The organism is Streptomyces sp. NPDC101237, assembly GCF_044767465.1.
GTDB lineage: Bacteria > Actinomycetota > Actinomycetes > Streptomycetales > Streptomycetaceae > Streptomyces > Streptomyces gramineus.
Window position 1 is genome coordinate 1 of sequence record NZ_JBIWNY010000016.1, and the last position, 22,125, is coordinate 22,125.

Below are 22,125 nucleotides of genomic sequence, written 5' to 3' on the forward strand. Positions count from 1 at the left end.
CCCAGCAGGCCCAGCAGCAGCGGCGCGTTGGCCTCGGCGGGCGCGGTGCGGAAGTGCTCGTCCATCAGGTGGAAGCCGTCGAGCATCTCCCGGAAGCGGTCCGGGCCGATCGCGATCATCAGCGAGAGGCCGATGGCGGAGTCGTAGGAGTAGCGGCCGCCGACCCAGTCCCAGAACTCGAACATGTTCTCCGGGTCGATGCCGAAGTCCGTGACCTTCTCGGCGTTCGTGGACAGGGCCACGAAGTGCCGGGCGACGGCGTCCTGACCGGCCTTCAGCTCGCCGAGCAGCCAGTTGCGGGCCGAGGTGGCGTTGGTGATCGTCTCGATCGTGGTGAAGGTCTTCGAGGCGACGATGAACAGCGTCTCGGCCGCGTCCAGGTCGTGGGTCGCCTCATGCAGGTCGGCGCCGTCCACGTTGGACACGAACCGGACCGTGAGATCGCGGTCGGTGAAGCTGCGCAGGGCCTCGTAGGCCATGGCGGGGCCGAGGTCGGAGCCGCCGATGCCGATGTTGACGACGTTCCTGATGCGCTTGCCGGTGTGGCCGGTCCACTCGCCCGAGCGGACCCGGTCGGCGAAGCCGCTCATCTTGTCCAGGACCGCGTGCACCTGCGGTACGACGTTCTCGCCGTCGACCTCGACGACCGCGTCCCGCGGCGCACGCAGCGCGGTGTGCAGCACCGCCCGCCCCTCGGTGACGTTGATCTTCTCGCCGCGGAACATCGCGTCCCGCAGCCCGGACACGTCGGTGGCGGCGGCCAGCTCGCGCAGCAGCCGCAGCGTCTCGTCGGTGACCAGGTGCTTCGAGTAGTCGATGTGGAGGTCACCGACCTGGAGGGTGTAGCCCGTGCCGCGCGCCGGGTCGGCGGCGAACAGGTCCCGCAGGTGGGTGCCGGCGAGCTCCTCCCGGTGCCGGGCGAGCGCGGTCCACTCGGGCGTCTGGTTGAGCCTGGTACGGCCGTCTGCGTTCATGTACGACTTCAGCCTTCTTCCTTGCACCTGTCCTGGAGCACCTGCGCCACTGCTGTTCCAACCTAGTTGATCAGCAGGGGAGGCGGCCTGACGTCGCGCCGTCCCGCGGCGCAACAACAGGTACGTCCGGCCGGCGCACGGGTGTCAACGAGATGACGGCAGGATCCGGCGGGACGGCGGCTCGCGGTGTGGGGCGGGTCCGGCGCGGAAGGGGCCGGGAAGGCGGCGGCGGTCCGGCCGGGCTCCGGCTCGGACGCGCGTCGTCGTACCGGCGTGGCGCGGCGGCGGTGACCGGTGCGCGCAGGCCGGAGCGGCGGCCGGGGTCCGGCCGCCGGAACAGCTCCGGCCAGGCGCCCTCGGGCACCCGGCCGGTTCTCAACTCCTAGATCTCGCCGCGCAGTTTGGCGAGCGCCTCGGCGAGGATCGCCTCGCCGTCCGCGTCGCTGCGCCGCTCCCGCACGTACGCGAGGTGCGTCTTGTACGGCTCGGTGCGCGGCGGGTCCGGCGGGTTCTCCCGGTCCTGACCGGCCGGGAAGCCACAGCGCGGGCAGTCCCAGGTCTCGGGCACCTGCGCGTCGCTGGCGAAGCTCGGCTGCGTCTCGTGCCCGTTGGAGCACCAGAAGGAGATGCGCAGACGCGGCGCGGACTCGCCGCGCTCGGCCTCGCCCATCGGCCCCGCCCCGACCCGGCTACCTCGGATCGCGTTGCCACTTGCCACGGTCGTAACTCCCTGCGTGATGGTGCCGCGAAGCGAGTCGGCGTGTCGCCTCGTTGCGAGCGCCTCAGTCTACGTAAGGCCCAACGCGCGTCCAGTGTTGGGAGTTACCGCCCCCGCACCTAGACGCAAGCCCCATGATAGGCCGCGCTCAGGTGCGCGTACCGAACATGGGGCCTTACGTGCGGATTGTGCGTGTGTGCGTGTCGCGGCTCAGCTGTTCGCCTTCATCAGCATGCCGAGGACGATGATGCACGCGAACCACAGCAGACCGATCACCACGGTGATCCGGTCCAGGTTCCGCTCGGCGACCGAGGAGCCGCCGACGGAGGACTGCATGCCGCCACCGAACATGTCGGACAGGCCGCCGCCCTTGCCCTTGTGCATCAGCACCAGCAGCATCATCAGCAGGCTGAAGACGATCAGGGCGATCGAGAACCCCAGAACCACGGCTGGACCAACTTCCTCGGATACGGATGGACTGCGGGACCGGAACCGGGACCGGAGCCCCGAACGCGCTCCTGGTAACAGTTTCGGCCCCGCAAGGGTACGACGGATCGCCGCTACCGCCTACTCGCGGGTCTGCTCACTGGTCGCGGAAGCGCACGATCTTGACGAATTCGTCGGCGTCCAGCGAGGCGCCGCCCACCAGCGCGCCGTCGATGTCGGCCTGCGCCATGATCTCGGCCACGTTGCCGGCCTTGACGGAGCCGCCGTACTGGACGCGGACCTGGTCGGCCAGCTCCTGGCCGTACAGCTCGGCGAGCTTGGCGCGGATCGCGGCGCAGACCTCCTGGGCGTCCGCGGCGCCGCAGACCTTGCCGGTGCCGATGGCCCAGACGGGCTCGTAGGCGATCACGACGGACTCGGCCTGCTCGGCCGGGACGTCCTTGAGACCGCCCTCGACCTGGGCGAGGGTGTGGTCGACATGGTTGCCCGCCTCGCGGACCTCCAGCTCCTCGCCGACGCACAGGATCGGGGTGAGGCCGTGCTTGTAGGCGGCCTTGACCTTGGCGTTCACGAGCTCGTCGGTCTCGGCGTGGTACTGCCGGCGCTCGGAGTGGCCGACGACCACGTACGTGCACTTCAGCTTGGCCAGCATGGGGCCGGAGATCTCGCCGGTGTAGGCGCCGGAGTCGTGCGCCGACAGGTCCTGGGCACCGTACTTGATCTTGAGCTTGTCGCCGTCGACCAGGGTCTGCACGGAACGCAGGTCGGTGAAGGGCGGCAGGACGGCGACCTCGACGGCCTCGTAGTCCTTGTCGGCCAGGGCGAAGGCGAGCTTCTGGACGTGCGCGATGGCCTCGAGGTGGTTGAGGTTCATCTTCCAGTTGCCCGCCATGATCGGCGTGCGAGTGGTCATGCGGGGTCAGTCCTCCAGTGCGGCGAGGCCGGGGAGCGTCTTGCCCTCGAGGTATTCGAGGGAGGCGCCGCCACCGGTCGAGATGTGTCCGAACGCGTTCTCGTCGAAGCCGAGGATGCGCACGGCGGCTGCGGAGTCACCGCCGCCGACGACGGTGAAACCCTTGGACTCGACGAGAGCCTGGGCGACGGCCCGGGTGCCCCCGGCGTAGTCGGGGTGCTCGAAGACGCCCATGGGGCCGTTCCAGAAGACGGTGGCGGCGTCGGCGAGCTTCGAGGCGTACAGCTTGCTGGTCTCCGGGCCGATGTCCAGGCCCATCTGGCCGGCCGGCATGGCGTCCGCGGCGACCGTGCTCGGCTGGGACGGGGTCTTGCCCGACAGGTCCGGGAACTCGGGAGCGACCAGGGTGTCGACGGGCAGGACGATCTCCACGCCGGTCTTCTCCGCGCGCTCCAGGTACTCGGTGACGGTGGCGAGCTGGTCCTCCTGGAGGAGGGAGCTGCCGACCTCGTACCCCTTGGCCTTCAGGAAGGTGTAGACCATCCCGCCGCCGACCAGGATCCGGTCGGCCTTGCCGAGCAGCTGGTCGATGACGGCGAGCTTGTCGGAGACCTTGGCGCCGCCGAGGACCACCACGTAGGGACGCTTGACGTCCTCGGTGAGCTTCTTCAGGACGCCGACCTCGGTGGCGATCAGGTAGCCGGCGTAGTGCGGCAGCCGGGCCGGGAGGTCGTAGACGGAGGCGTGCTTGCGGTGCACCGCGCCGAAGCCGTCGCCGACGTAGACGTCGGCGAGGGCGGCCAGCTGGTCGGCGAACTCGCCGCGCTCGGTGTCGTCCTTCGAGGTCTCGCCCGCGTTGAAGCGCAGGTTCTCGATGACGGCGACCTGGCCGGGCTGCAGGCCGTTCACCGCGTCGTGGGCGGCGGGGCCGACGGTGTCCTGGGCGAAGGCGACCGGGGCGCCGAGGAGTTCGGCGAGCCGCTCGGCGGCCTGGAGCAGGGAGAACTTGGGGTCCGGGGCACCCTTGGGGCGGCCCAGGTGGGAGGCGACGACCACCTTGGCGCCCGCGTCGGCCAGCGCCTTGACGGTGGGCAGGACGGCGCGGATACGGCCGTCGTCGGTGATGAGTCCTTCGGACATCGGCACGTTGAGGTCGGCGCGGACGAAGACCCGCTTGCCGTCGACCCCTTCGCCGAGGAGTTCGTCGATCGTCTTCATGGTGATGGGGACTCCTACAGGAGGGCTCGTGATCGGACGAGGGCTGATCGAACCGTAGCCGCCGGGTCGATCCTTACGCGCGTCAGGGCTCGGGCGGCGCGACCGTGCGCTGCCCGAGCCCTGCTACCGCATCGAGGTGCCTGCTCGGCCGATCAGAGCTGGTTGCCGACGAAGACCGTGAGGTCGACGAGGCGGTTGGAGTAGCCCCACTCGTTGTCGTACCAGCCGAGGATCTTCACCGTGTTGCCCTCCTGGACCATGGTCAGGGAGGAGTCGAAGGTGCAGGAGGCCGGGTCGCCGACGATGTCCGAGGAGACGATCTCGTCCTCGGTGTACGCCAGGTAGCCCGCCAGGTCGCCGTCCTCGGAGGCCTTCTTGAACGCGGCGTTGACCTCGTCCTTGGTGACCTCGCGCTGCAGCGTCACGACCAGGTCGGTGGCCGAGCCGGTCGGGACCGGGACGCGCATCGCGATGCCGTCGAGCTTGCCCTTGAGCTGCGGCAGGACCAGCGCGGTGGCCTTGGCGGCACCGGTGGTGGTCGGGATGATGTTCTCGGCGGCGGCACGCGCGCGGCGCAGGTCCTTGTGCGGGAAGTCCAGGATCCGCTGGTCGTTCGTGTACGCGTGCACCGTGGTCATCAGACCCTTGACGATGCCGAAGTTCTCGTCGAGGACCTTCGCCATCGGCGCCACGCAGTTGGTGGTGCAGGAGGCGTTGGAGATGACGTGGTGCTGCGCCGGGTCGTACTTGTCCTGGTTGACGCCCATCACGATGGTGATGTCCTCGTCCTTGGCCGGAGCCGAGATGAGGACCTTCTTGGCGCCGCCGGCGATGTGCTTGGCGGCGTCCTCCTTCTTGGTGAAGATGCCGGTCGACTCGATGACGATGTCGACGCCCAGCTCGCCCCACGGGATGTCGGAGGGGTTGCGCTCGGACAGGACCTTGATGGTGTGGCCGTCGACCGTGATGGTGTCGGCGGTGTGCGACACCTCGGCCTTCAGACGCCCAAGGATCGTGTCGTACTTGAGCAGGTGGGCGGTGGTCGCGGTGTCACCCAGGTCGTTGACAGCCACGATCTCGATGTCAGCACCCTGCTCCAGCAGAGCGCGGAAGTAGTTGCGACCAATACGGCCGAAGCCGTTGATGCCTACGCGGATCGTCACGAACCGATCTCCTCGTTGGTACGCCGGCCATGCGGTGCCGGCGAGCTGTATTTGGGATGTCCCCGACCACCCACGACCCTACCTCCCTGAGGCGCCCGTGGTGACATCCAGATGCCTCATACGCGGCGAGGCGGTCCGTACCCGCCAGTAGGGGTACGGACCGTCTCGGATCGGGGGCCGTATGATGCCGTTTTGCCACGGAATGCTGACCGCTTTTCAGGCCGTTGTCACTCGTTCGTGAGCGGGTCGGCTCACATGTCGAGTGCGGACGGGGTCAGTTGTCGAGTGCTGTCAACGCCTTCTTCACCAAGGCGGCGCGATCGGCGGCCGAGGTGACCTGTTCCAGGCCGAAACCGAGCAGCACCGTACGGTCGGTGGAGACGGCTCCGTACGTCTGGAACAGAGCGCCGGTGCGCTCCCAGTCCTTGAGGACGGCCGGGCTGCCCGGCGGCGGCCCGCTGACGGTCCAGGGGCCGAAGGAGGTCTCGAACCCCTCGGTCTGGGTGGCCGTGGAGCCGGTCAGCAGCGCGGTGTCGTCGAGGAGGACGCCATGTCCGCCGCTGCTCGGGTCGGTGACGTAGGCGAGGGAGACCTCGACGGTCCGCCCGGCGTAGGCGCTCAGGTCGAACTTCACCGGCTGCCAGCCCGGGGAACTGCCGGTGAAGCTGTGCCAGGAACCGGTGGTGCCGCTCGCGGTGCACCGGTTGTCGCCGATGGTCAGGTAGTGCTTGAGCCAGGGGTGCTCGGCGATCAGGAACCCGGCGCCGCACTCGCTCGGCACGGTGTCGCGGGTGGCGCCGCCCGCCTCGGGCAGCGTCGTCCAGTCGTCGGCGCCCACGGTGTGCGCCTCGAGGATCGCGTGGTCGTAGCCGGGCTCGGTGTCCCACAGCAGCCGGGCGCTCAGGGCCGGCTGGTCGGCCGCGGTGACACCGGTGAGGTCGATGGTGCGGGTGAGGCGCTTGTAGGAGTCGTCGGTGTGGACCGCGGCGGCCATGTACGACCCCGTGTACGGCCCGTACGGGTTGACGGTGCCCGCGAACCGGCCCGCGCCCGCGCTGGCGAACTGCGGGTAGGTGGCGGCGGGGAGCTCGTCGGAGGTGACCGCGTAGGTCCCGGCCTTGTCCAGCGGGTTGGCGGAGGTGCCGCTGAGGGCGCCGCCGGAGCCGGCCAGCGCGCCGGAGCCGGTGAAGCCGGTGGCGCCGGGGGTCGAGGAGCGGGAGTAGGCGCCCAGGTAGTACTGGCTGAAGTCGTTGGACGGGGTGCCGTCGCCGAGGTCGACGCTGCCGCCGGCCAGTTCGCCCGCCTCGATCAGCTTGCCGCCCTCGTTGAGGTAGGCCCGCAACTGGAGCTGGGTGTCGTTGCCCGGGCCGCTCGTGCCCGAGTAGTGCACGACCGTCCTGAAGTGCTTCAGCACGCCGAGCGCGTCGGGCACACCCTGGGTGGCGACGTCCCAGACGACCGCCTTGCGGCCGGCGGCCCTCAGCGCGTCGACGTAGGTCTGCGCCTGCGCGGCCCTGGCGCCCTCCTCGGCGACCACCAGGGTGTCCGCGCCGGACAGCCGGGCCACGGTGTAGGTGAAGTGCGAGCTGGAGACCTTCCTGCCGCCCTTCGCCTCGCCGGTGAACCAGACCTCGACCTTGTCGCCCGGGTCGCCGCCCCTCACCTTGGCCCGGTACTCGTCGAAGTAGAGGTCGTCCTCGCCGCCGTAGGTGTCGCCGCCCTTCCAGTGCCGGAGCGACGTGACGTGCGTGCGGCCGCCGCCGACGCGGTACCTCAGCTCCTTGTCACGGACCGCCTTGCGGACGACGACGGAGACCTCCTGGTCGGCGCCGCGCGCGTACGACGTGGAGAACGTGGCCGGGGTGAAGTCGGCGGCGCTCAGGCCGACCGCGGAGACCGGCCGGTCCGGGTGGGCGGCGGTCTCGGCGACGGAGAGCGCGAAGGGGACGTTCTTCGCGAACTCGTCCTGGATCAGCTTCTCGTCGTCGGGGAAGTTGAAGACCGACTGGCAGTCGGCCGCGTTCCAGGCGTCGTTCGGGTCGATGTCCGAGGCGGTCTGGCAGGTCGACATCTCGGGGGTGAACATCGCCATGCCGTTGACGTTCGACGCGTGGCCGTCCGCCTCGCCGTTGGTGGTGTACAGCTCCGAGGAGACCTGCGAGTGGTAGCCGGGGATCGCCGGGTTGTCCGGGGTGCCGGCCAGCGCCTTGTAGAGGACGTCGTCCGGGGTGGGCGTGGCCACCTGCCAGCCGACCCCGTAGAGCAGGAGTTCGGCGGCGGAGTGGTAGTTGATGCCGTACGTGAACCCGACGCGCTTCTCGAAGCGGTCCAGCGCCTTGGTCTCGGGCTCGGACTCGGGGCGCGCGCCGCGGTAGGTCTCGCTGGTGGGGTTGGGCGAGGAACCCTCGTCGTCGTAGCCCCACTTGTAGCCGAAGTTGCGGTTGAGGTCGACGCCGTCACCCGTGCTGATGACACCGTCGCCGTTGACGTCCCGCAGGTTCTTGCGCCACAGCCGGGTGTCGGGGTTCTGGAAGGTGTAGTCGTAGCCGTCGGGGTTGGCGGACGGCACGAACCACAGCTCGGTCGAGTCGACGATCTTCTTGACGCGCTTGTCGGTGCGGTAGTGGTCCAGGTAGTAGTGCATCAGCCGGCGGGTCATCTCCGGCGTGATCCACTCGCGGGCGTGCTGGTTGGACACGTACAGCACGGACGGCTTCGACCCGTCCTTGGAGCTCTTCGCGCCCTTGGTCAGTTTGAGGGCGAGGATGTCCTGGCCGTCGATCGTCCTGCCGATGGACTCGACCTTGGTGAGGCCGGGGTTGGCCTGCGCGGTCCGCAGGATCTCCTCCTTGAGCCCGCCGCTGCCGCCGTACGGGCGGAACACGCCCTGGGAGGCGTCGGCGACCCGGTTCGCGGCCTTGGCCGACAACGTGTGCTCGGTGAGGCCGACGCCCTGCTTCTCCAGCGTCCGGGCCTGCCCGTCGGTGAGGTAGAGCTCGACCTGGGTCCTGCCGGATCCGGTGACCTGGTCGCCGAGCTCGTGGCCGTCCTGGCCGGCCTTGAGCAGCAGGGGAATCTGCTTTTTGGTGACGTCGGCGCGGAAGACCTTGACCTCGTCGGGGTCGGGCTTGGCCGAACTCCCGGTCTGCGCCTGGGCCACGGGTGCGAGCGCGGCTCCGCCGATCAGGAGCGCGCCGACAGCGAGGATCGATCTCGCTCTGTGTCTCATGAACCCCCCTAGCACTGGTCCGCCACGGCGGCGGCCATCTGCCAGGCTCATGACACTCCATGATCGAGTCAAGGGCGCCTCACAGACAGTTCATGGTGGCCTAAAAGAGATGCAAACCGCGGTGCCGACGACCAGAGGGCCGTCGGCACCGCGCTGCTGACGGTGATTCAGCCTGCGAGGTTGTCGGCCATCTCGTCGCTGAGGTTGGCCTCGGTGCCCGGGATGCCCAGATCGGACGCGCGCTTGTCGGCCATCGCCAGCAGGCGGCGGATCCGGCCCGCGACGGCGTCCTTGGTGAGCGGCGGATCGGCGAGCGCGCCCAGCTCCTCCAGAGAGGCCTGCTTGTGCTCCATCCGCAGCCGGCCGGCGGCGGCCAGGTGCTCGGGCACCTCGTCGGCGAGGATCTCCAGGGCCCGCTGGACCCGGGCGCCGGCGGCGACGGCCGCGCGCGCGGAGCGGCGCAGGTTGGCGTCGTCGAAGTTGGCGAGGCGGTTCGCGGTGGCCCGCACCTCGCGGCGCATCCGGCGCTCCTCCCAGGCCAGCACCGACTCGTGCGCGCCGAGGCGGGTCAGCAGGGCGCCGATCGCGTCACCGTCCCGGACGACCACCCGGTCCACCCCGCGCACCTCGCGGGCCTTCGCGGCGATGGAGAGCCTGCGGGCCGCGCCGACCAGCGCGAGCGCGGCCTCCGGTCCGGGGCAGGTCACCTCAAGGGAGGAGGACCGACCGGGCTCGGTCAGCGAGCCGTGCGCCAGGAAGGCGCCGCGCCAGGCCGCCTCCGCGTCACAGGTCGCCCCGGAGACCACCTGCGGGGGCAGGCCCCGGATCGGGCGCCCCCGCCCGTCCACCAGACCGGTCTGGCGGGCCAGCTGGTCACCGCCCGCCACCACGCGCACCACGTACCGCGAGCCGCGGCGCAGCCCGCCGGGAGCCATCACGATCAGCTCGGAACTGTGTCCGAAGATCTCCAGGATGTCCCGCTTGAGGCGCCGGGCCGCCATCGCGGTGTCCAGCTCCGCCTCGATCACGATGCGCCCGCTCACCAGGTGGAGGCCGCCCGCGAACCGCAGAATGGCGGAGACCTCGGCCTTCCGGCAGCAGGTCCGGGTGACGGGTAGCCGGGAGATCTCGTCCTTCACCGCTGCCGTCATCGCCATGGGCCGATCCTTCCATGCATCCGAAAAATACGGTCGTACGCGGCGGCCAACAGCTCCGGATCATGCCGGGGTGATCCGTCGGTCCGGGCCACGGGGCCCAGCTCGACCGCGGCTCCCAGCCGCTTGGCGGCTTCGGTGAGCGAGTCGCGGTCGGGCACGGCGGCCTCGTCGGCCAGCACCACGTCCAGGGCGAGTTTAGGGGCGTGTCGGCCCAAAACCTCCAAATGACGCTGCGGGGAGAAGCCTTCGGTTTCACCCGGCTGCGGCGCGAGGTTCAGCGACAGGACCTTGCGGGCCTTCGTCTCGGTGAGCGCGTCGAGGAGATCGGGCACCAGCAGGTGCGGGATCACCGAGGAGAACCAGGACCCCGGGCCCAGCACCACCCAGTCCGCGTCCAGCACCGCCGCGACGGCCTCCGGCACGGCCGGCGGGCCGTGCGGCACCAGGTGCACGGACTGCACCTCGCCGGGGGTCAGCGCCACCGTGGCCTGTCCCCGGACGATGTCCACCTCCTCCGGCCGCGCCGGATCATGCCCCTTGACCAGGGCCTGCAGCTCCAGCGGCACGGCGGACATGGGCAGCACCCGCCCGTGCGCGCCGAGCAGCCTGCCGACCAGGTCCAGCGCCTGGACGTGGTCGCCGAGCTGTTCCCACAGGGCGACGATCAGCAGATTGCCGACGGCGTGCTCGTGCAGGTCGCCCTTGGACTGGAAGCGGTGCTGGATGACGCGGGCCCAGGTCTGGCCCCAGTCGTCGTCACCGCACAGCGCGGCGAGGGCCTTGCGCAGATCACCCGGAGGAAGCACACCGAGTTCGTCCCGCAGACGCCCGCTGGAACCGCCGTCGTCGGCCACGGTGACGACGGCGGTGAGATCGCCGGTGATCCGGCGCAGCGCGGCGAGCGAGGCCGACAGGCCCATGCCGCCGCCCAGCGCGACCACCTTGGGCTGGGCGCCCCGGCGGCGCGGCCGGGCACCGCGGGCCTCGACGGGGCGGCCCGAGCGGGACTCGGGCACGACCCGGCGCAGCCGCGTCAGCCGAGGAGAACGTCCGGTCACTCGCGCCCCATGTCCCGGTGCACGACTACGGTCTCCACTCCCTCGGCGGCCAGACGGGCGGCGAGTTTCTCGGAGACGGCGACCGAGCGGTGCTTGCCGCCCGTGCAGCCGATGGCGATGGTCACGTACCGCTTGCCCTCGCGCCGGTAGCCGGTCGCGATCAGCCGCAGCAGCTCCGCGTACCGGTCGAGGAACTCCTTGGCGCCCGGCTGGTTGAAGACGTACGCCGACACCTCCTCGTTGAGGCCGGTGTACGGGCGCAGCTCCGGCACCCAGTGCGGGTTGGGCAGGAACCGCATGTCGGCGACCAGGTCGGCATCGACGGGCAGGCCGTACTTGAAGCCGAACGACATCACGGTGGCCCGCAGCTCGGGCTCCTCCTCGCCGGCGAACTGGGCGTCCATCTTGGCGCGCAGCTCGTGCACGTTCAGGCTGGAGGTGTCGATCACCAGGTCGGCGTCGCCGCGCAGCTCGCGCAGCAGTTCGCGTTCGGCGGCGATGCCGTCCACGATCCGGCCGTCGCCCTGGAGGGGGTGCGGGCGGCGCACCGACTCGAAGCGGCGGACCAGCGCGTCGTCCGAGGACTCCAGGAAGACGATCCGGCGGGTGACGCCCCGGCTGTCGAGGTCGGCGAGGGACTCGCGCAGGTTGTCGAAGAAGCGTCGGCCGCGCACGTCGACGACGACCGCGATCCGGGCCACGTTGCCCTGGGAACGGGCGCCCAGCTCGACCATGGTGGGGATGAGGGCCGGCGGGAGGTTGTCCACGACGAACCAGCCGAGGTCCTCCAGACATTTGGCCGCCGTCGACCGGCCCGCCCCCGACATGCCCGAGATGATCACCAGCTCGGGGATGGCCGCCTCGGGCACCCCGCCCGGTGTGGCATCCGTACTCACGTCTGCTCCGTTTTCCTGGACCGCCTCCGCCTGCTGCGGCTGGTCCTGACCCGCTTCATTGTGCGCTGCCCCGCCGGGGCCCCGCGTCTCGCCGGACGCCGGATCTCGCCGGGCCGTGTGGTCTGCGTCGTGCTCGGTCATCTCTCCTGCCCCCGATCGTCCGGGGCGCCCGCGGCTACGGGCTCCCCCGAGGCGTCCGCCGTCGTCCCGGGCGCCTCGTCCTCGCTGTCATCCATGATCTCTCCGGTGGCCGTGTTCACCGCGGGTGCGGCCGGGGCCGCCTGGGCGAGGGCCGCGGCAATGGTCTCGGCCGTCTTGCGGCCTATCCCGGGCACCTCCTGGATCTGCTCGATTGTGGCGGACCGCAGCTTCTTCACCGAGCCGAAATGCTTGATCAACGCCTGTTTGCGCGTCTCACCGAGGCCCGGTACGTCGTCCAGCGGTCCGGAACGGAACCGCTTGGCGCGCTTGGCACGCTGGTAGGTGATCGCGAAGCGGTGCGCCTCGTCACGGACGCGCTGGAGCAGGTAGAGGCCCTCGCTGCTGCGGGGCAGGACCACGGGGTCGTCGTCCTCGGGCAGCCAGACCTCTTCGAGGCGCTTGGCGAGGCCGCAGACGGCGATGTCGTCGATCCCCAGTTCGTCGAGCGCCCGCTTGGCGGCCGCGACCTGGGGCTGACCGCCGTCGACGACCACGAGCTGGGGCGGGTAGGCGAACTTCCGGGGACGGCCGTCGTCGTCCTTGAACCCGTTGTCCTGGCCGTCGTCGGCGTCATCGTCGGGGGCGATGACAGGGGCGGCGTCGGGGGCGGCCGTGCCGGGGTCCGTGAGCGGGCTCGCGGTGCCGTCCTCCTCCGGCCATTCGCCGGTCTTCTCCTTCTCGGCGAGGTAGCGGCGGAAGCGGCGGGTGATCACCTCGTGCATGGAGCGCACGTCGTCCTGGCCGGCGAAGCCCTTGATCTGGAAGCGGCGGTACTCGCTCTTGCGCACCAGGCCGTCCTCGAAGACGACCATGGAGGCCACGACGTCGTCGCCCTGGAGATGCGAGATGTCGTAGCACTCGATGCGCAGCGGGGCGCTGTCCAGGTCCAGGGCGTCGGCGATCTCCTCCAGGGCCCGGGAGCGGGTGGTCAGGTCGGAGGCGCGCTTCGTCTTGTGCAGGGCGAGCGCCTGCTGGGCGTTGCGCTGCACGGTCTCCATCAGCGCCTTCTTGTCACCGCGCTGCGGGATGCGCAGCGAGACATTGGACCCGCGGCGGCCGGCGAGCCACTCCTGGACCGGCTCGACCGGCTCGGGCAGGGCCGGGACCAGCACCTCCTTGGGCACGGCGTCGCCGCTCTCCTCGCCGTAGAGCTGCTGGAGGGCGTGCTCGACGAGCGCCGCGGTCGTCACGTCCTCGACCTTGTCCGTCACCCAGCCGCGCTGGCCGCGCACCCGTCCGCCGCGCACGTGGAAGATCTGCAGGGCCGCTTCCAGCTCGTCCTCGGCGACCGCGATCAGGTCGGCGTCGGTCGCGTCCGCGAGCACGACCGCGCTCTTCTCCATGGCCTTCCTCAGGGCCCCGATGTCGTCGCGGAGCCGGGCGGCCCGCTCGTACTCCATCTCCTCGGCGGCCTCCGTCATCTGCCGCTCCAGACGGCGGAGGTAGGTGCCGGTGCGGCCGGCCATGAAGTCGCAGAAGTCCTCGGCCAGGTCGCGGTGGTCCTCGGGGGAGATCCGGCCCACGCAGGGGGCGGAGCACTTGCCGATGTAGCCGAGCAGACAGGGGCGGCCGGTGCGGGCGGCGTTCTTGAACACCCCGGCGGAGCAGGTGCGCACCGGGAAGACGCGCAGCAGCAGGTCGACGGTGTCCCGGATGGCCCAGGCGTGACCGTACGGCCCGAAGTAGCGGACGCCCTTCTTCTTGTGACCGCGCATCACCTGGACCCGCGGGAACTCCTCGTTCATCGTCACCGCGAGGTAGGGGTAGCTCTTGTCGTCGCGGTACTTGACGTTGAACCGGGGGTCGTACTCCTTGATCCAGGTGTACTCCAGCTGGAGCGCCTCGACCTCCGTGGACACCACGGTCCACTCCACGGACGCCGCGGTGGTGACCATCGTCCGGGTGCGGGGGTGCAGGCCGGCGAGGTCCTGGAAGTAGTTCGCCAGGCGCTGGCGCAGGCTCTTCGCCTTCCCGACGTAGATCACCCGGCGGTGCTCGTCGCGGAACCTGTACACCCCGGGAGAGTCCGGGATCTGTCCCGGCTTGGGGCGGTAGCTGGAGGGGTCGGCCATGTCTCACACCCTACTGGCGCAAGCCGACACCGCGACGAGCCTGTGGACAAGCCCGGAGGGCCGGCGGGGCCGCTGGATCCGCCGGCTCGGCGCTGGTGACCTGGGGGCGCGTTCCGGAGCGGGACGGGAGAGAAGGGAGGGGGGGACGGTTCGGCGGGACGGAAGGCTCGGCGGGGACCGGAGGGGACCGTTTGGCCGGGACGGGAGGCTCGCCGGGACCGGAGGGGACGGTTCGGCCGGAACGGGAGACTCGCCGGGACCAGAGGGGACGGTTCGGCCTGACGGGAGCGAGCGGATCGCGGAATCGGCCACCTCGGTGGCGCCGGGCCCCGTCCCGGCACTCCCCTGGCCCCGGCGCCGCCCGCGGCAGCCCGGTGCCTCCGCGGAACCGCGGCATCGATCGCGACGGACCTTGCGCGGCTTCCTCCGCAAATCGGCACCCCGCGTGCGCTCACGCCCCCGCTCCCCCGGGCAGCCGCGGCAACCTCTCCCCCGCATGATCCGTCCGGCGCCGGGGTCATGCCTCGGCCAGGTGGGCGCCCTCGGGGGCGCGAAGGTGTTGTCGGGGATTGGTCAACACGCTTCAATGCGGGGGAACTCGGGGCCGTGAGCAGCGGCCTGCGGCGCGGCGTACTCACGTGTGGCCGCCCCGACGTCGACGGGGTGGCCCCGGACCCGCGCCACCGGCCTGACCAGCCGTGGTGACCCCCAAGAGAAAGGCCCTCCTGCATGCGGCACGGCACACAGCACGCGGACGTCGCCACCGCGGAACTGGACTCGGCCCTGCGCGGCGGCCCCTTCCATGTGGCCCTGCGCGCCGCGATCGCCGCCCGTGGGCTGCCGCTCCAGCGGGTGCAGCACCACCTCTCGCGCTACGGGGTCAAAGTGGGTGTCACCAGCCTGAGCTACTGGCAGCAGGGAGCCCGCCGCCCGCAGCGCCCGGAATCGCTGCGGGCCGTCCGCGCGCTGGAGGAGATACTCCAGCTGCCGGACGAGTCCCTGATCCGGCTGCTCGCCGACGCCGACCAGGGCGCCGCCGAGCGCCGCCCGGCCGCCCGTTCCTACCGCTCCCTGATCGAGGCCTCCGACGTCCTGGACCGGCTGCAGGCCGAGCTCGGCTGGTCCCTCGACGGCGGTCTGCACACCCTGGGACACCACGAGCGGGTGCGGATCGGTGCCCACCGCGAGCTGGCGTCCCGCGAGTCCCAGCACATCGTGCGGGCCCACCGGGACGGCGTCGACCGCTTCGTGGCCGTGCACCACGGCGACCCCGGCTGCGCACCGCAGCACATGACCGTGCGTGCCCTGGAGAACTGCCGTACCGGACGGGTCCGTTCGGATCCGGAGACCGGGCTGCTCGTCGCCGAACTCCTCTTCGGCACCCGCCTGCGGCCCGGTGACACCTTCCTCTTCCGCTACGCCGTGGAGGACGGCACGGCGGGTGTCTCCCGCGAGTACACCCGGGACTTCGGCTTTCCCGGCGGCCAGTACACCCTTCAGGTGCGGTTCACCGCCGAGGTGCTTCCGGCGCACTGCCACCGGTTCGCGCAGCACTCCGCCGCGGCACCGCGCAGCGGCCGGCAGGCCCTTCCGCTGAGCGGGCTGCACCGCTCGGTCCACCTGGTCGAGCCCCGGGTGCGGCCGGGGCTGCTCGGGATCGGCTGGGACTGGGACTGATCCGGTGGCGGGCCGGTCCCCGGTTCAGGCGTCCGGCCCCGCCACGATCCGGCCGTTCGCGGCCTTGACCGGCATTTCGTTCAGCGGCTCGGTGGCCGGCGACTGCACGACCTTTCCGGTGAGCGCGTCGAACTGGCTGCCGTGACAGGGGCAGACCAGTGTCGTGCCCTGCAGTTTGTTGATGGCGCATCCCGCGTGCGTGCAGATCGTGCTGTACGCCTTCAGGGCGCCGTCGGCGGACCGGCTCACGACGACGTTGTGGTCCCGGTAGAGCTTCGCGCCGCCCTTGGCGACCTCGGTCTCGGCTCCGAGGTCCACGGGGGCGGTCGGCGTGGCGTCCGCCGAGGATCCGCCTCCGGGAGCCGAGCAGGCGGCCAGCCCGAGCCCGGCGACCGGGGTGACCGCCGCTCCCCTCAGGACGGTACGGCGGCTGGCGGAGGGGCGGGCGGCTGGCATCGGAGGCTCCAGGGGTGGTGGGACTGCCGGGTGCGGTGGGGCGGAGGTGGTGCGGAGGTGGTGCGGCGAGATCAGGGCAGAGCGGCGAGATCAGGGCAGAGCGACGATACCCGGGCGGATCGTCCCGCTTCGGGGCGGGTCCGGATACGGCGCCGCAGATGCGGTGGACATGTCGGGGCGGCGAAGGATCTTCGCGCGTAAACGCTTGCGCAAGCGTTTACGCGGCGGCCTCGATGGAGTAGCTTCCCGGCCGGGGCCCGTGGCCGCCCGCAAGGGAACCGAAGGGCCCTGCTCACACCGACGGCAAGCGGCGAGAAGGAGGACCCATGCCGACCATGGCCGACGTCGCCCGTAGCGCCGGGGTCTCCGTGGCGACCGTCTCCCATGTGCTGAACGAGACGCGTCCGGTGCTGCCCCACACCCGTCAGGCGGTGCTCGACGCCGTCGAGGAGCTGGGCTACACGCCCAACACCCTCGCCCGCTCCCTGGTGACCTCCCGCACCCGCTCCATCGGGCTCGCCGTGTCGGCGATCAGCAACCCCTACTTCACGGAGATCCTCCAGGGCGTCGAGGCCGCTGCCCTGGAGCACGGCTACGGCCTGCTCATCGCCGATCCGCACGACGATCCCGAGCACGAACGCAAGGTCGTCCGGCTCCTGCACGAGCGCCGCGTCGACGGCATGATCGTCGCTCCCTCCGCCGACCCGGGGGCGCTGCTCGCCTACCTCGGCCGGCACGCCGTACCGACCGTCCTCCTGGACCGGGTGGTCGACGACCGTGTGGACGGCGCTCCGCGCTTCGACCAGGTCTGCGCCGAGAACACCGAGCCGACGGCCCGGCTCGTCACCCATCTGGCCGGTCTCGGGCACCGCCGGATCGGCCTGGTGGCGGGGCTGTCCGGGCTCAGCACCACCGATGAACGGATCACCGGCTACCGGCAGGGGCTCGCCGCCGCCGGGCTTCCCGCCGACGACGGGCTGGTGGTCCCCGGGAACTCCGAGTCCGCCGGAGCCGAGCGGGCCACCGCCGCCCTGATGTCACTCGCCGCGCCGCCCACGGCGCTCGTGACGGCGAACAACGCGATGACCATCGGTGCCCTGCGCGCCCTGCGCGCACACGGTCTCCGCGTGCCGGACGACATCGCGCTGTGCTGCTTCGACGACTTCGCCTGGGCCGATCTGTTCTCGCCTCGCCTCACGGCCGTCGCCCAGCCCAGCCGGGAGATCGGCGCCGAGGCGGTCCGCGTGCTCCTCGAACGGCTGGCCGCGCCCGGACGGTCCGCGCGGACCGTCCGGCTGCCGTGCGCCTTCGTGCACCGGACGTCGTGCGGCTGCCCGGAGGCGGACGGCGAGGCCGCGGCGGCCGCGCGGGCCGCCGCGGGGGCACGGCATGCCGGTTACTCCGACCACTCCGCACATCCAGAGGAAGGGACCCTCTCGTGATCGTCGTCGCCGGTGAGGCACTGATCGACCTGGTACCGCAGGGCGCGGGCGCCCTCGCGCCCCTGCAGCCGGCGCCCGGCGGCGGCCCCTACAACACGGCCGTGGCCCTCGGCCGCCTCGGCTCCCCCACCACGTTCTGCTCCCGTGCCTCGCGGGACGCCTTCGGCGAGGCGCTGCTGGACGGATTGAGGGGCGCGGGAGTCGACGTCTCCCTGGTGGAACGCGGCCCGGAGCCGACGACGCTGGCGGCCGCCACGATCGACGCCAAGGGGTCCGCCTCCTACTCCTTCTATGTCGACGGCACCGCCGACCGTCTGTTCACCGCGCCCGCCGCTCTTCCCGCCACCACCCGTGCCCTGTCCTTCGGCACGCTCTCGCTGGTCCTGGAACCGGGCGCGAGCGCGTACGAGGAGTTGTTGCGCCGTGCGGCCGGGCAGGGGCTGTTCACCGCCCTCGACCCGAACATCCGGGCAGGTCTGATCACCGATCCCGATGCCTACCGGGCGCGGTTCAAAAGCTGGCTGCCCTCGGTGACCCTGCTCAAGCTCTCGGAGGAGGACGCGCTGTGGCTGGGCGGCACCCCGCGCGAATGGCTGGCGGCGGGGCCCTCGGCGGTGGTGATCACTCATGGCGGTGAGGGTCTCAGCGCCTTCACTCCGGACGGCACCGTGTACGCCGTGCCCGGTGAGGGGGTCGACGTCGTGGACACGATCGGCGCCGGCGACACGGTGAACGCGGCTCTGCTGCACGGGCTCGCCGCCCAGGACGCGCTGTCCGCCGAGGCGCTCGCGGGACTGGACGCCGACGGCTGGACCGGGCTGCTGCGCTTCGCGGCGCGCGCCGCCGCGATCACCTGCTCCAGGGCGGGTGCGGAGCCGCCGTACGCCGCTGAACTCGGCTCGATGTAGCGGCCGTTCGGCTTACCGCGCCGACGTGACGGTCCGCTCGTACCGTTGATTTCCCCGGATCTCACTGATTCCGATGGTTGTGCCGGGTCCGCTGTTGATGAGTCAAGGTTCTACGCCGCCGCGGAGATCGGGCGGCTGATGAGGGAACGTGGGGGGGGGCCCCGGCGCGGTCCCCCGGGGGGGCCCCGGGGGGTGGGTTGTTGGGGGGGGGGGGCCCCCCGGGCCGCGGCCGGGGGGGGCCGGGGGGGCGGGGGGCTGTTTTGGAGCCGTCGTTCGCCGCCCCCGCGCGGGTCCGGGGGGGGGGGTTGGGCGCGGGGGCGGGCCGGGGGGTCGGGCCCGGGGCCCCCCCCCCACTTTTCTGGATTTGTCCGGGCGGGCCGCCCGGCGGCCTCAGGCCTTGCGGGCCCGGGTCGCCTTCTTCGCGGGCGCCGCCTTCTTGGCCGCCGGCTTGGCCGCGACCGTCTTCTTGGCCGCGGTCTTCTTCGCCGCCGGCCTGCGCGGGGCCTTCACCGAGCTGGCGTCGCTGATGCGGTCGGCACCGAGGATCTCGCGCAGGAACTTGCCGGTGTGGCTGGCCGGGACGGCGGCGATCTCCTCGGGCGTTCCCTCAGCGACGACGAGTCCGCCGCCGGCACCGCCTTCGGGACCCATGTCGATGACCCAGTCGGCCGTCTTGATCACGTCGAGGTTGTGCTCGATGACGATGACCGTGTTGCCCTTGTCCACGAGCCCGGCGAGGACCTTCAGCAGCTTGCTGATGTCCTCGAAGTGCAGGCCGGTGGTCGGCTCGTCCAGGACGTAGACCGTGCGTCCGGTGGAGCGCTTCTGCAGCTCGCTGGCGAGCTTCACCCGCTGTGCCTCACCGCCGGACAGAGTGGTGGCGGACTGGCCGAGACGGACGTAGCCGAGCCCGACGTCGTTGAGTGTCGTGAGGTGGCGGTTGATCGCCGGGACGGCCTCGAAGAAGTTCATGGCCTCTTCGATGGGCATGTTCAGGACCTCGGCGATGGACTTGCCCTTGTAGTGGACCTCCAGGGTCTCCCGGTTGTACCGGGCGCCGTGGCAGACCTCGCACGGGACGTAGACGTCCGGGAGGAAGTTCATCTCGATCTTGATGGTGCCGTCGCCCGCGCAGTTCTCGCAGCGGCCGCCCTTGACGTTGAAGGAGAAGCGTCCGGGAAGGTAGCCGCGGACCTTCGCCTCGGTGGTCTCGGCGAACAGCTTGCGGACGTGGTCGAAGACGCCGGTGTACGTCGCCGGGTTCGACCGCGGGGTGCGGCCGATGGGCGACTGGTCGACGTGCACGACCTTGTCGACCTGGTCGTCGCCCTCCACCCGCGTGTGCCTGCCCGGGACGTTCCGCGCGCCGTTCAGCTCGCGCGCCAGGTGCGTGTACAGGATGTCGTTGACCAGCGTCGACTTGCCGGATCCCGACACGCCCGTGACGGCCGTGAACACGCCCAGGGGGAAGGAGACGTCGATGTCCTGGAGGTTGTTCTCGCGGGCCCCGTGCACCGTGAGCTGACGGGACGGGTCCTGCGGGCGGCGGACGTCGGGCAGCGGGATGGCCTTCTTGCCCGACAGGTACTGGCCGGTCTGCGACTCCTCGTTGACCAGCAGTTCCTTGAGGGAGCCGCTGTGCACGACCTTGCCGCCGTGCTCGCCCGCGCCGGGGCCGATGTCGACGACCCAGTCGGCGACCTTGATCGTGTCCTCGTCGTGCTCGACGACGATGAGCGTGTTGCCCATGTCACGGAGCCGGACCAGGGTCTCGATCAGCCGGTGGTTGTCGCGCTGGTGCAGGCCGATCGACGGCTCGTCCAGCACGTACAGGACGCCGACGAGACCGGAGCCGATCTGGGTGGCCAGGCGGATGCGCTGGGCCTCGCCGCCGGAGAGCGTGCCGGCCGCGCGGTTCAGCGAGAGATAGTCCAGGCCCACGTCGACCAGGAACCGCAGCCGCTCGTTGACCTCCTTCAGGACGCGCTCGGCGATCTTCTTGTCGCGCGTGTTGAGCTTGAGTTCGCCCAGGAACTCGGCGCAGTCGCTGATGGACATCGCCGAGACCTCGGCGATCGACTTGTCCATGACCGTGACGGCCAGGACGATCGGCTTCAGGCGCGTGCCCTGGCAGGTGGGGCAGGGCACCTCGCGCATGTAGCCCTCGAAGCGCTCGCGGCTGGCGTCGCTCTCGGACTCGCTGTGCCGGCGCTTGACGAAGGGCACCGCGCCCTCGAAGGGCGTGGTGTAGACGCGCTCGCGCCCGTACCGGTTGCGGTAGCGGACCTCGATCTGTGTCTTGTGACCGTAGAGCAGGGCCTTGCGGGCGCGCTGCGGCAGACCGGCGAAGGGGATGTCGGTGCGGAATCCCAGAGCGTCCGCGAGGGCACCGATCAGGCGGCCGAAGTAGTCCTTGGTGTGCCCGTGCGACCAGGGGTGGATGGCGCCCTCGTCGAGGGACTTGTCCTCGTCCGGGACGATCAGCTCCGGGTCGACCTCCATGCGCGTGCCGATGCCGGTGCATTCGGGGCAGGCGCCGAAGGGCGAGTTGAAGGAGAAGGAGCGGGGCTCCAGCTCCTCGAAGGACAGGTCGTCGTACGGGCAGTAGAGGTGCTCCGAGTACATGCGCTCGCGCTCGGGGTCGTCCTCGGGGAGGTCGACGAAGTCGAGCACGACCATGCCGCCGGACAGGCCGAGCGCGGTCTCCACCGAGTCGGTGAGGCGGCGCTTGGCGGTGTCCTTCACCGTGAGGCGGTCGACGACCACCTCGATGGTGTGCTTCTCCTGCTTCTTCAGCGTCGGCGGTTCGGAGAGCTGGACGGTCTGGCCGTCCACGCGCGCGCGGGAGTAGCCCTTGGTCTGGAGGTCGGCGAACAGGTCGACGAACTCGCCCTTGCGCTCGCGCACCAGCGGCGAGAGCACCTGGAAGCGGCTCCCCTCCGGCAGCTCCAGCACCTTGTCCACGATGGCCTGCGGCGACTGGCGCGAGATCGGGCGGCCGCACTCCGGGCAGTGCGGCTTGCCGATGCGCGCGAAGAGCAGCCGCAGGTAGTCGTAGACCTCGGTGATGGTGCCCACCGTCGAGCGCGGGTTGCGCGAGGTCGACTTCTGGTCGATGGACACCGCCGGGGACAGGCCCTCGATGAAGTCCACGTCCGGCTTGTCCATCTGGCCGAGGAACTGGCGCGCGTACGAGGAGAGCGACTCCACGTAGCGGCGTTGGCCTTCGGCGAAGATCGTGTCGAAGGCCAGGGAGGACTTGCCCGACCCGGACAGCCCCGTGAAGACGATGAGCGAGTCACGAGGCAGGTCGAGCGAGACGTTCTTCAGATTGTGCTCGCGCGCGCCACGGACGATGAGACGGTCGGCCACAGCCGGTCCGCACCTTTCTTGAGAGCAGTGACAGGGGCAGGGCCCCGTGCTTCTTCAGACTAGGGGGAGCCACTGACAACGCCGGTTGGATTCCTGGATGTGTAAACAATCCCGGACCATCCAGCATGCCCGACGCCGCCACCGACGATATAGCACGCGCATTCGATTTACGGACCACGTGCGAAACCTTCACCCGAAGGTGTGACGGAGCTACTGTCAGCTCC

General features: G+C 70.9%; 15 protein-coding genes and 1 pseudogene. 3 read left to right on the forward strand and 13 right to left on the reverse strand.

What is annotated here, in order from left to right; translation table 11 throughout:
- From ACIRQ9_RS23960 to uvrC, 11 genes and pseudogenes are all read right to left on the reverse strand, one after another.
- Nucleotides 1-974: pseudogene (locus tag ACIRQ9_RS23960) on the reverse strand (glucose-6-phosphate isomerase); the annotation flags it as partial.
- A 382-nt stretch (nt 975-1,356) separates the two neighbouring features.
- Entirely contained in the window at nt 1,357-1,692 is a 336-nt protein-coding gene (locus ACIRQ9_RS23965) for an RNA polymerase-binding protein RbpA (RefSeq protein WP_078856302.1), read from the reverse strand.
- 210 nt (nt 1,693-1,902) lie between these two features.
- Nucleotides 1,903-2,139 carry a preprotein translocase subunit SecG gene (gene secG, locus ACIRQ9_RS23970; RefSeq protein ID WP_404176953.1) on the reverse strand — a complete coding sequence of 79 codons (237 nt, stop codon included), beginning with the start codon at nt 2,137-2,139 and terminating at the stop codon, nt 1,903-1,905.
- A 136-nt stretch (nt 2,140-2,275) separates the two neighbouring features.
- On the reverse strand, nt 2,276-3,052 hold the full coding sequence (gene tpiA / locus ACIRQ9_RS23975) for a triose-phosphate isomerase (RefSeq protein WP_404176956.1): 777 nt from the start codon (nt 3,050-3,052) through the stop codon (nt 2,276-2,278).
- A 6-nt stretch (nt 3,053-3,058) separates the two neighbouring features.
- Entirely contained in the window at nt 3,059-4,270 is a 1,212-nt protein-coding gene (locus tag ACIRQ9_RS23980; RefSeq protein ID WP_404176959.1) for a phosphoglycerate kinase, read from the reverse strand.
- 152 nt (nt 4,271-4,422) lie between these two features.
- On the reverse strand, nt 4,423-5,433 hold the full coding sequence (gene gap / locus ACIRQ9_RS23985; RefSeq protein WP_404176962.1) for a type I glyceraldehyde-3-phosphate dehydrogenase: 1,011 nt from the start codon (nt 5,431-5,433) through the stop codon (nt 4,423-4,425).
- A 274-nt stretch (nt 5,434-5,707) separates the two neighbouring features.
- A complete protein-coding gene (locus ACIRQ9_RS23990) occupies nt 5,708-8,662 on the reverse strand; it encodes a M14 family zinc carboxypeptidase (RefSeq protein ID WP_404176964.1) in 2,955 nt (984 codons plus the stop codon).
- Nucleotides 8,663-8,829: 167 nt separating this feature from the next.
- Entirely contained in the window at nt 8,830-9,819 is a 990-nt protein-coding gene (gene whiA, locus ACIRQ9_RS23995) for a DNA-binding protein WhiA (RefSeq protein WP_404176967.1), read from the reverse strand.
- Complete coding sequence (yvcK, locus tag ACIRQ9_RS24000) at nt 9,810-10,877, reverse strand: uridine diphosphate-N-acetylglucosamine-binding protein YvcK (RefSeq protein ID WP_404176970.1); 1,068 nt, start codon at nt 10,875-10,877, stop codon at nt 9,810-9,812. Before yvcK ends, whiA begins: the two co-directional genes overlap by 10 nt.
- Nucleotides 10,874-11,914, reverse strand: a complete 1,041-nt coding sequence (gene rapZ, locus ACIRQ9_RS24005) for an RNase adapter RapZ (protein WP_404176973.1) — start codon at nt 11,912-11,914, stop codon at nt 10,874-10,876. The genes yvcK and rapZ overlap by 4 nt, the downstream gene beginning before the upstream one ends.
- Entirely contained in the window at nt 11,911-14,046 is a 2,136-nt protein-coding gene (uvrC, locus tag ACIRQ9_RS24010; protein ID WP_404176975.1) for an excinuclease ABC subunit UvrC, read from the reverse strand. The genes rapZ and uvrC overlap by 4 nt, the downstream gene beginning before the upstream one ends.
- A 729-nt stretch (nt 14,047-14,775) precedes the next feature.
- Between uvrC and ACIRQ9_RS24015 the strand changes: the two genes are divergently transcribed.
- Complete coding sequence (locus ACIRQ9_RS24015; RefSeq protein ID WP_404176978.1) at nt 14,776-15,723, forward strand: hypothetical protein; 948 nt, start codon at nt 14,776-14,778, stop codon at nt 15,721-15,723.
- A gap of 24 nt (nt 15,724-15,747) precedes the next feature.
- On the opposite strand, the gene ACIRQ9_RS24020 is transcribed toward ACIRQ9_RS24015, so the two are convergent.
- The gene (locus tag ACIRQ9_RS24020) at nt 15,748-16,179 is read right to left on the reverse strand and encodes a Rieske 2Fe-2S domain-containing protein (protein WP_404176981.1); all 432 of its coding nucleotides are present in this window, start codon (nt 16,177-16,179) and stop codon (nt 15,748-15,750) included.
- 326 nt (nt 16,180-16,505) lie between these two features.
- Between ACIRQ9_RS24020 and ACIRQ9_RS24025 the strand changes: the two genes are divergently transcribed.
- Nucleotides 16,506-17,621, forward strand: coding sequence for a LacI family DNA-binding transcriptional regulator (locus ACIRQ9_RS24025; protein ID WP_404176984.1), 1,116 nt, complete (start codon nt 16,506-16,508; stop codon nt 17,619-17,621).
- Nucleotides 17,618-18,529 (forward strand): carbohydrate kinase, encoded by a 912-nt coding sequence (locus ACIRQ9_RS24030; RefSeq protein WP_404176987.1) that lies wholly within the window; start codon nt 17,618-17,620, stop codon nt 18,527-18,529. The genes ACIRQ9_RS24025 and ACIRQ9_RS24030 overlap by 4 nt, the downstream gene beginning before the upstream one ends.
- A gap of 390 nt (nt 18,530-18,919) precedes the next feature.
- Here the strand turns inward: ACIRQ9_RS24030 and uvrA are convergent, their stop codons facing one another.
- Complete coding sequence (gene uvrA / locus ACIRQ9_RS24035; protein WP_404176990.1) at nt 18,920-21,901, reverse strand: excinuclease ABC subunit UvrA; 2,982 nt, start codon at nt 21,899-21,901, stop codon at nt 18,920-18,922.
- Between the last annotated feature and the right edge of the window lie 224 nt (nt 21,902-22,125).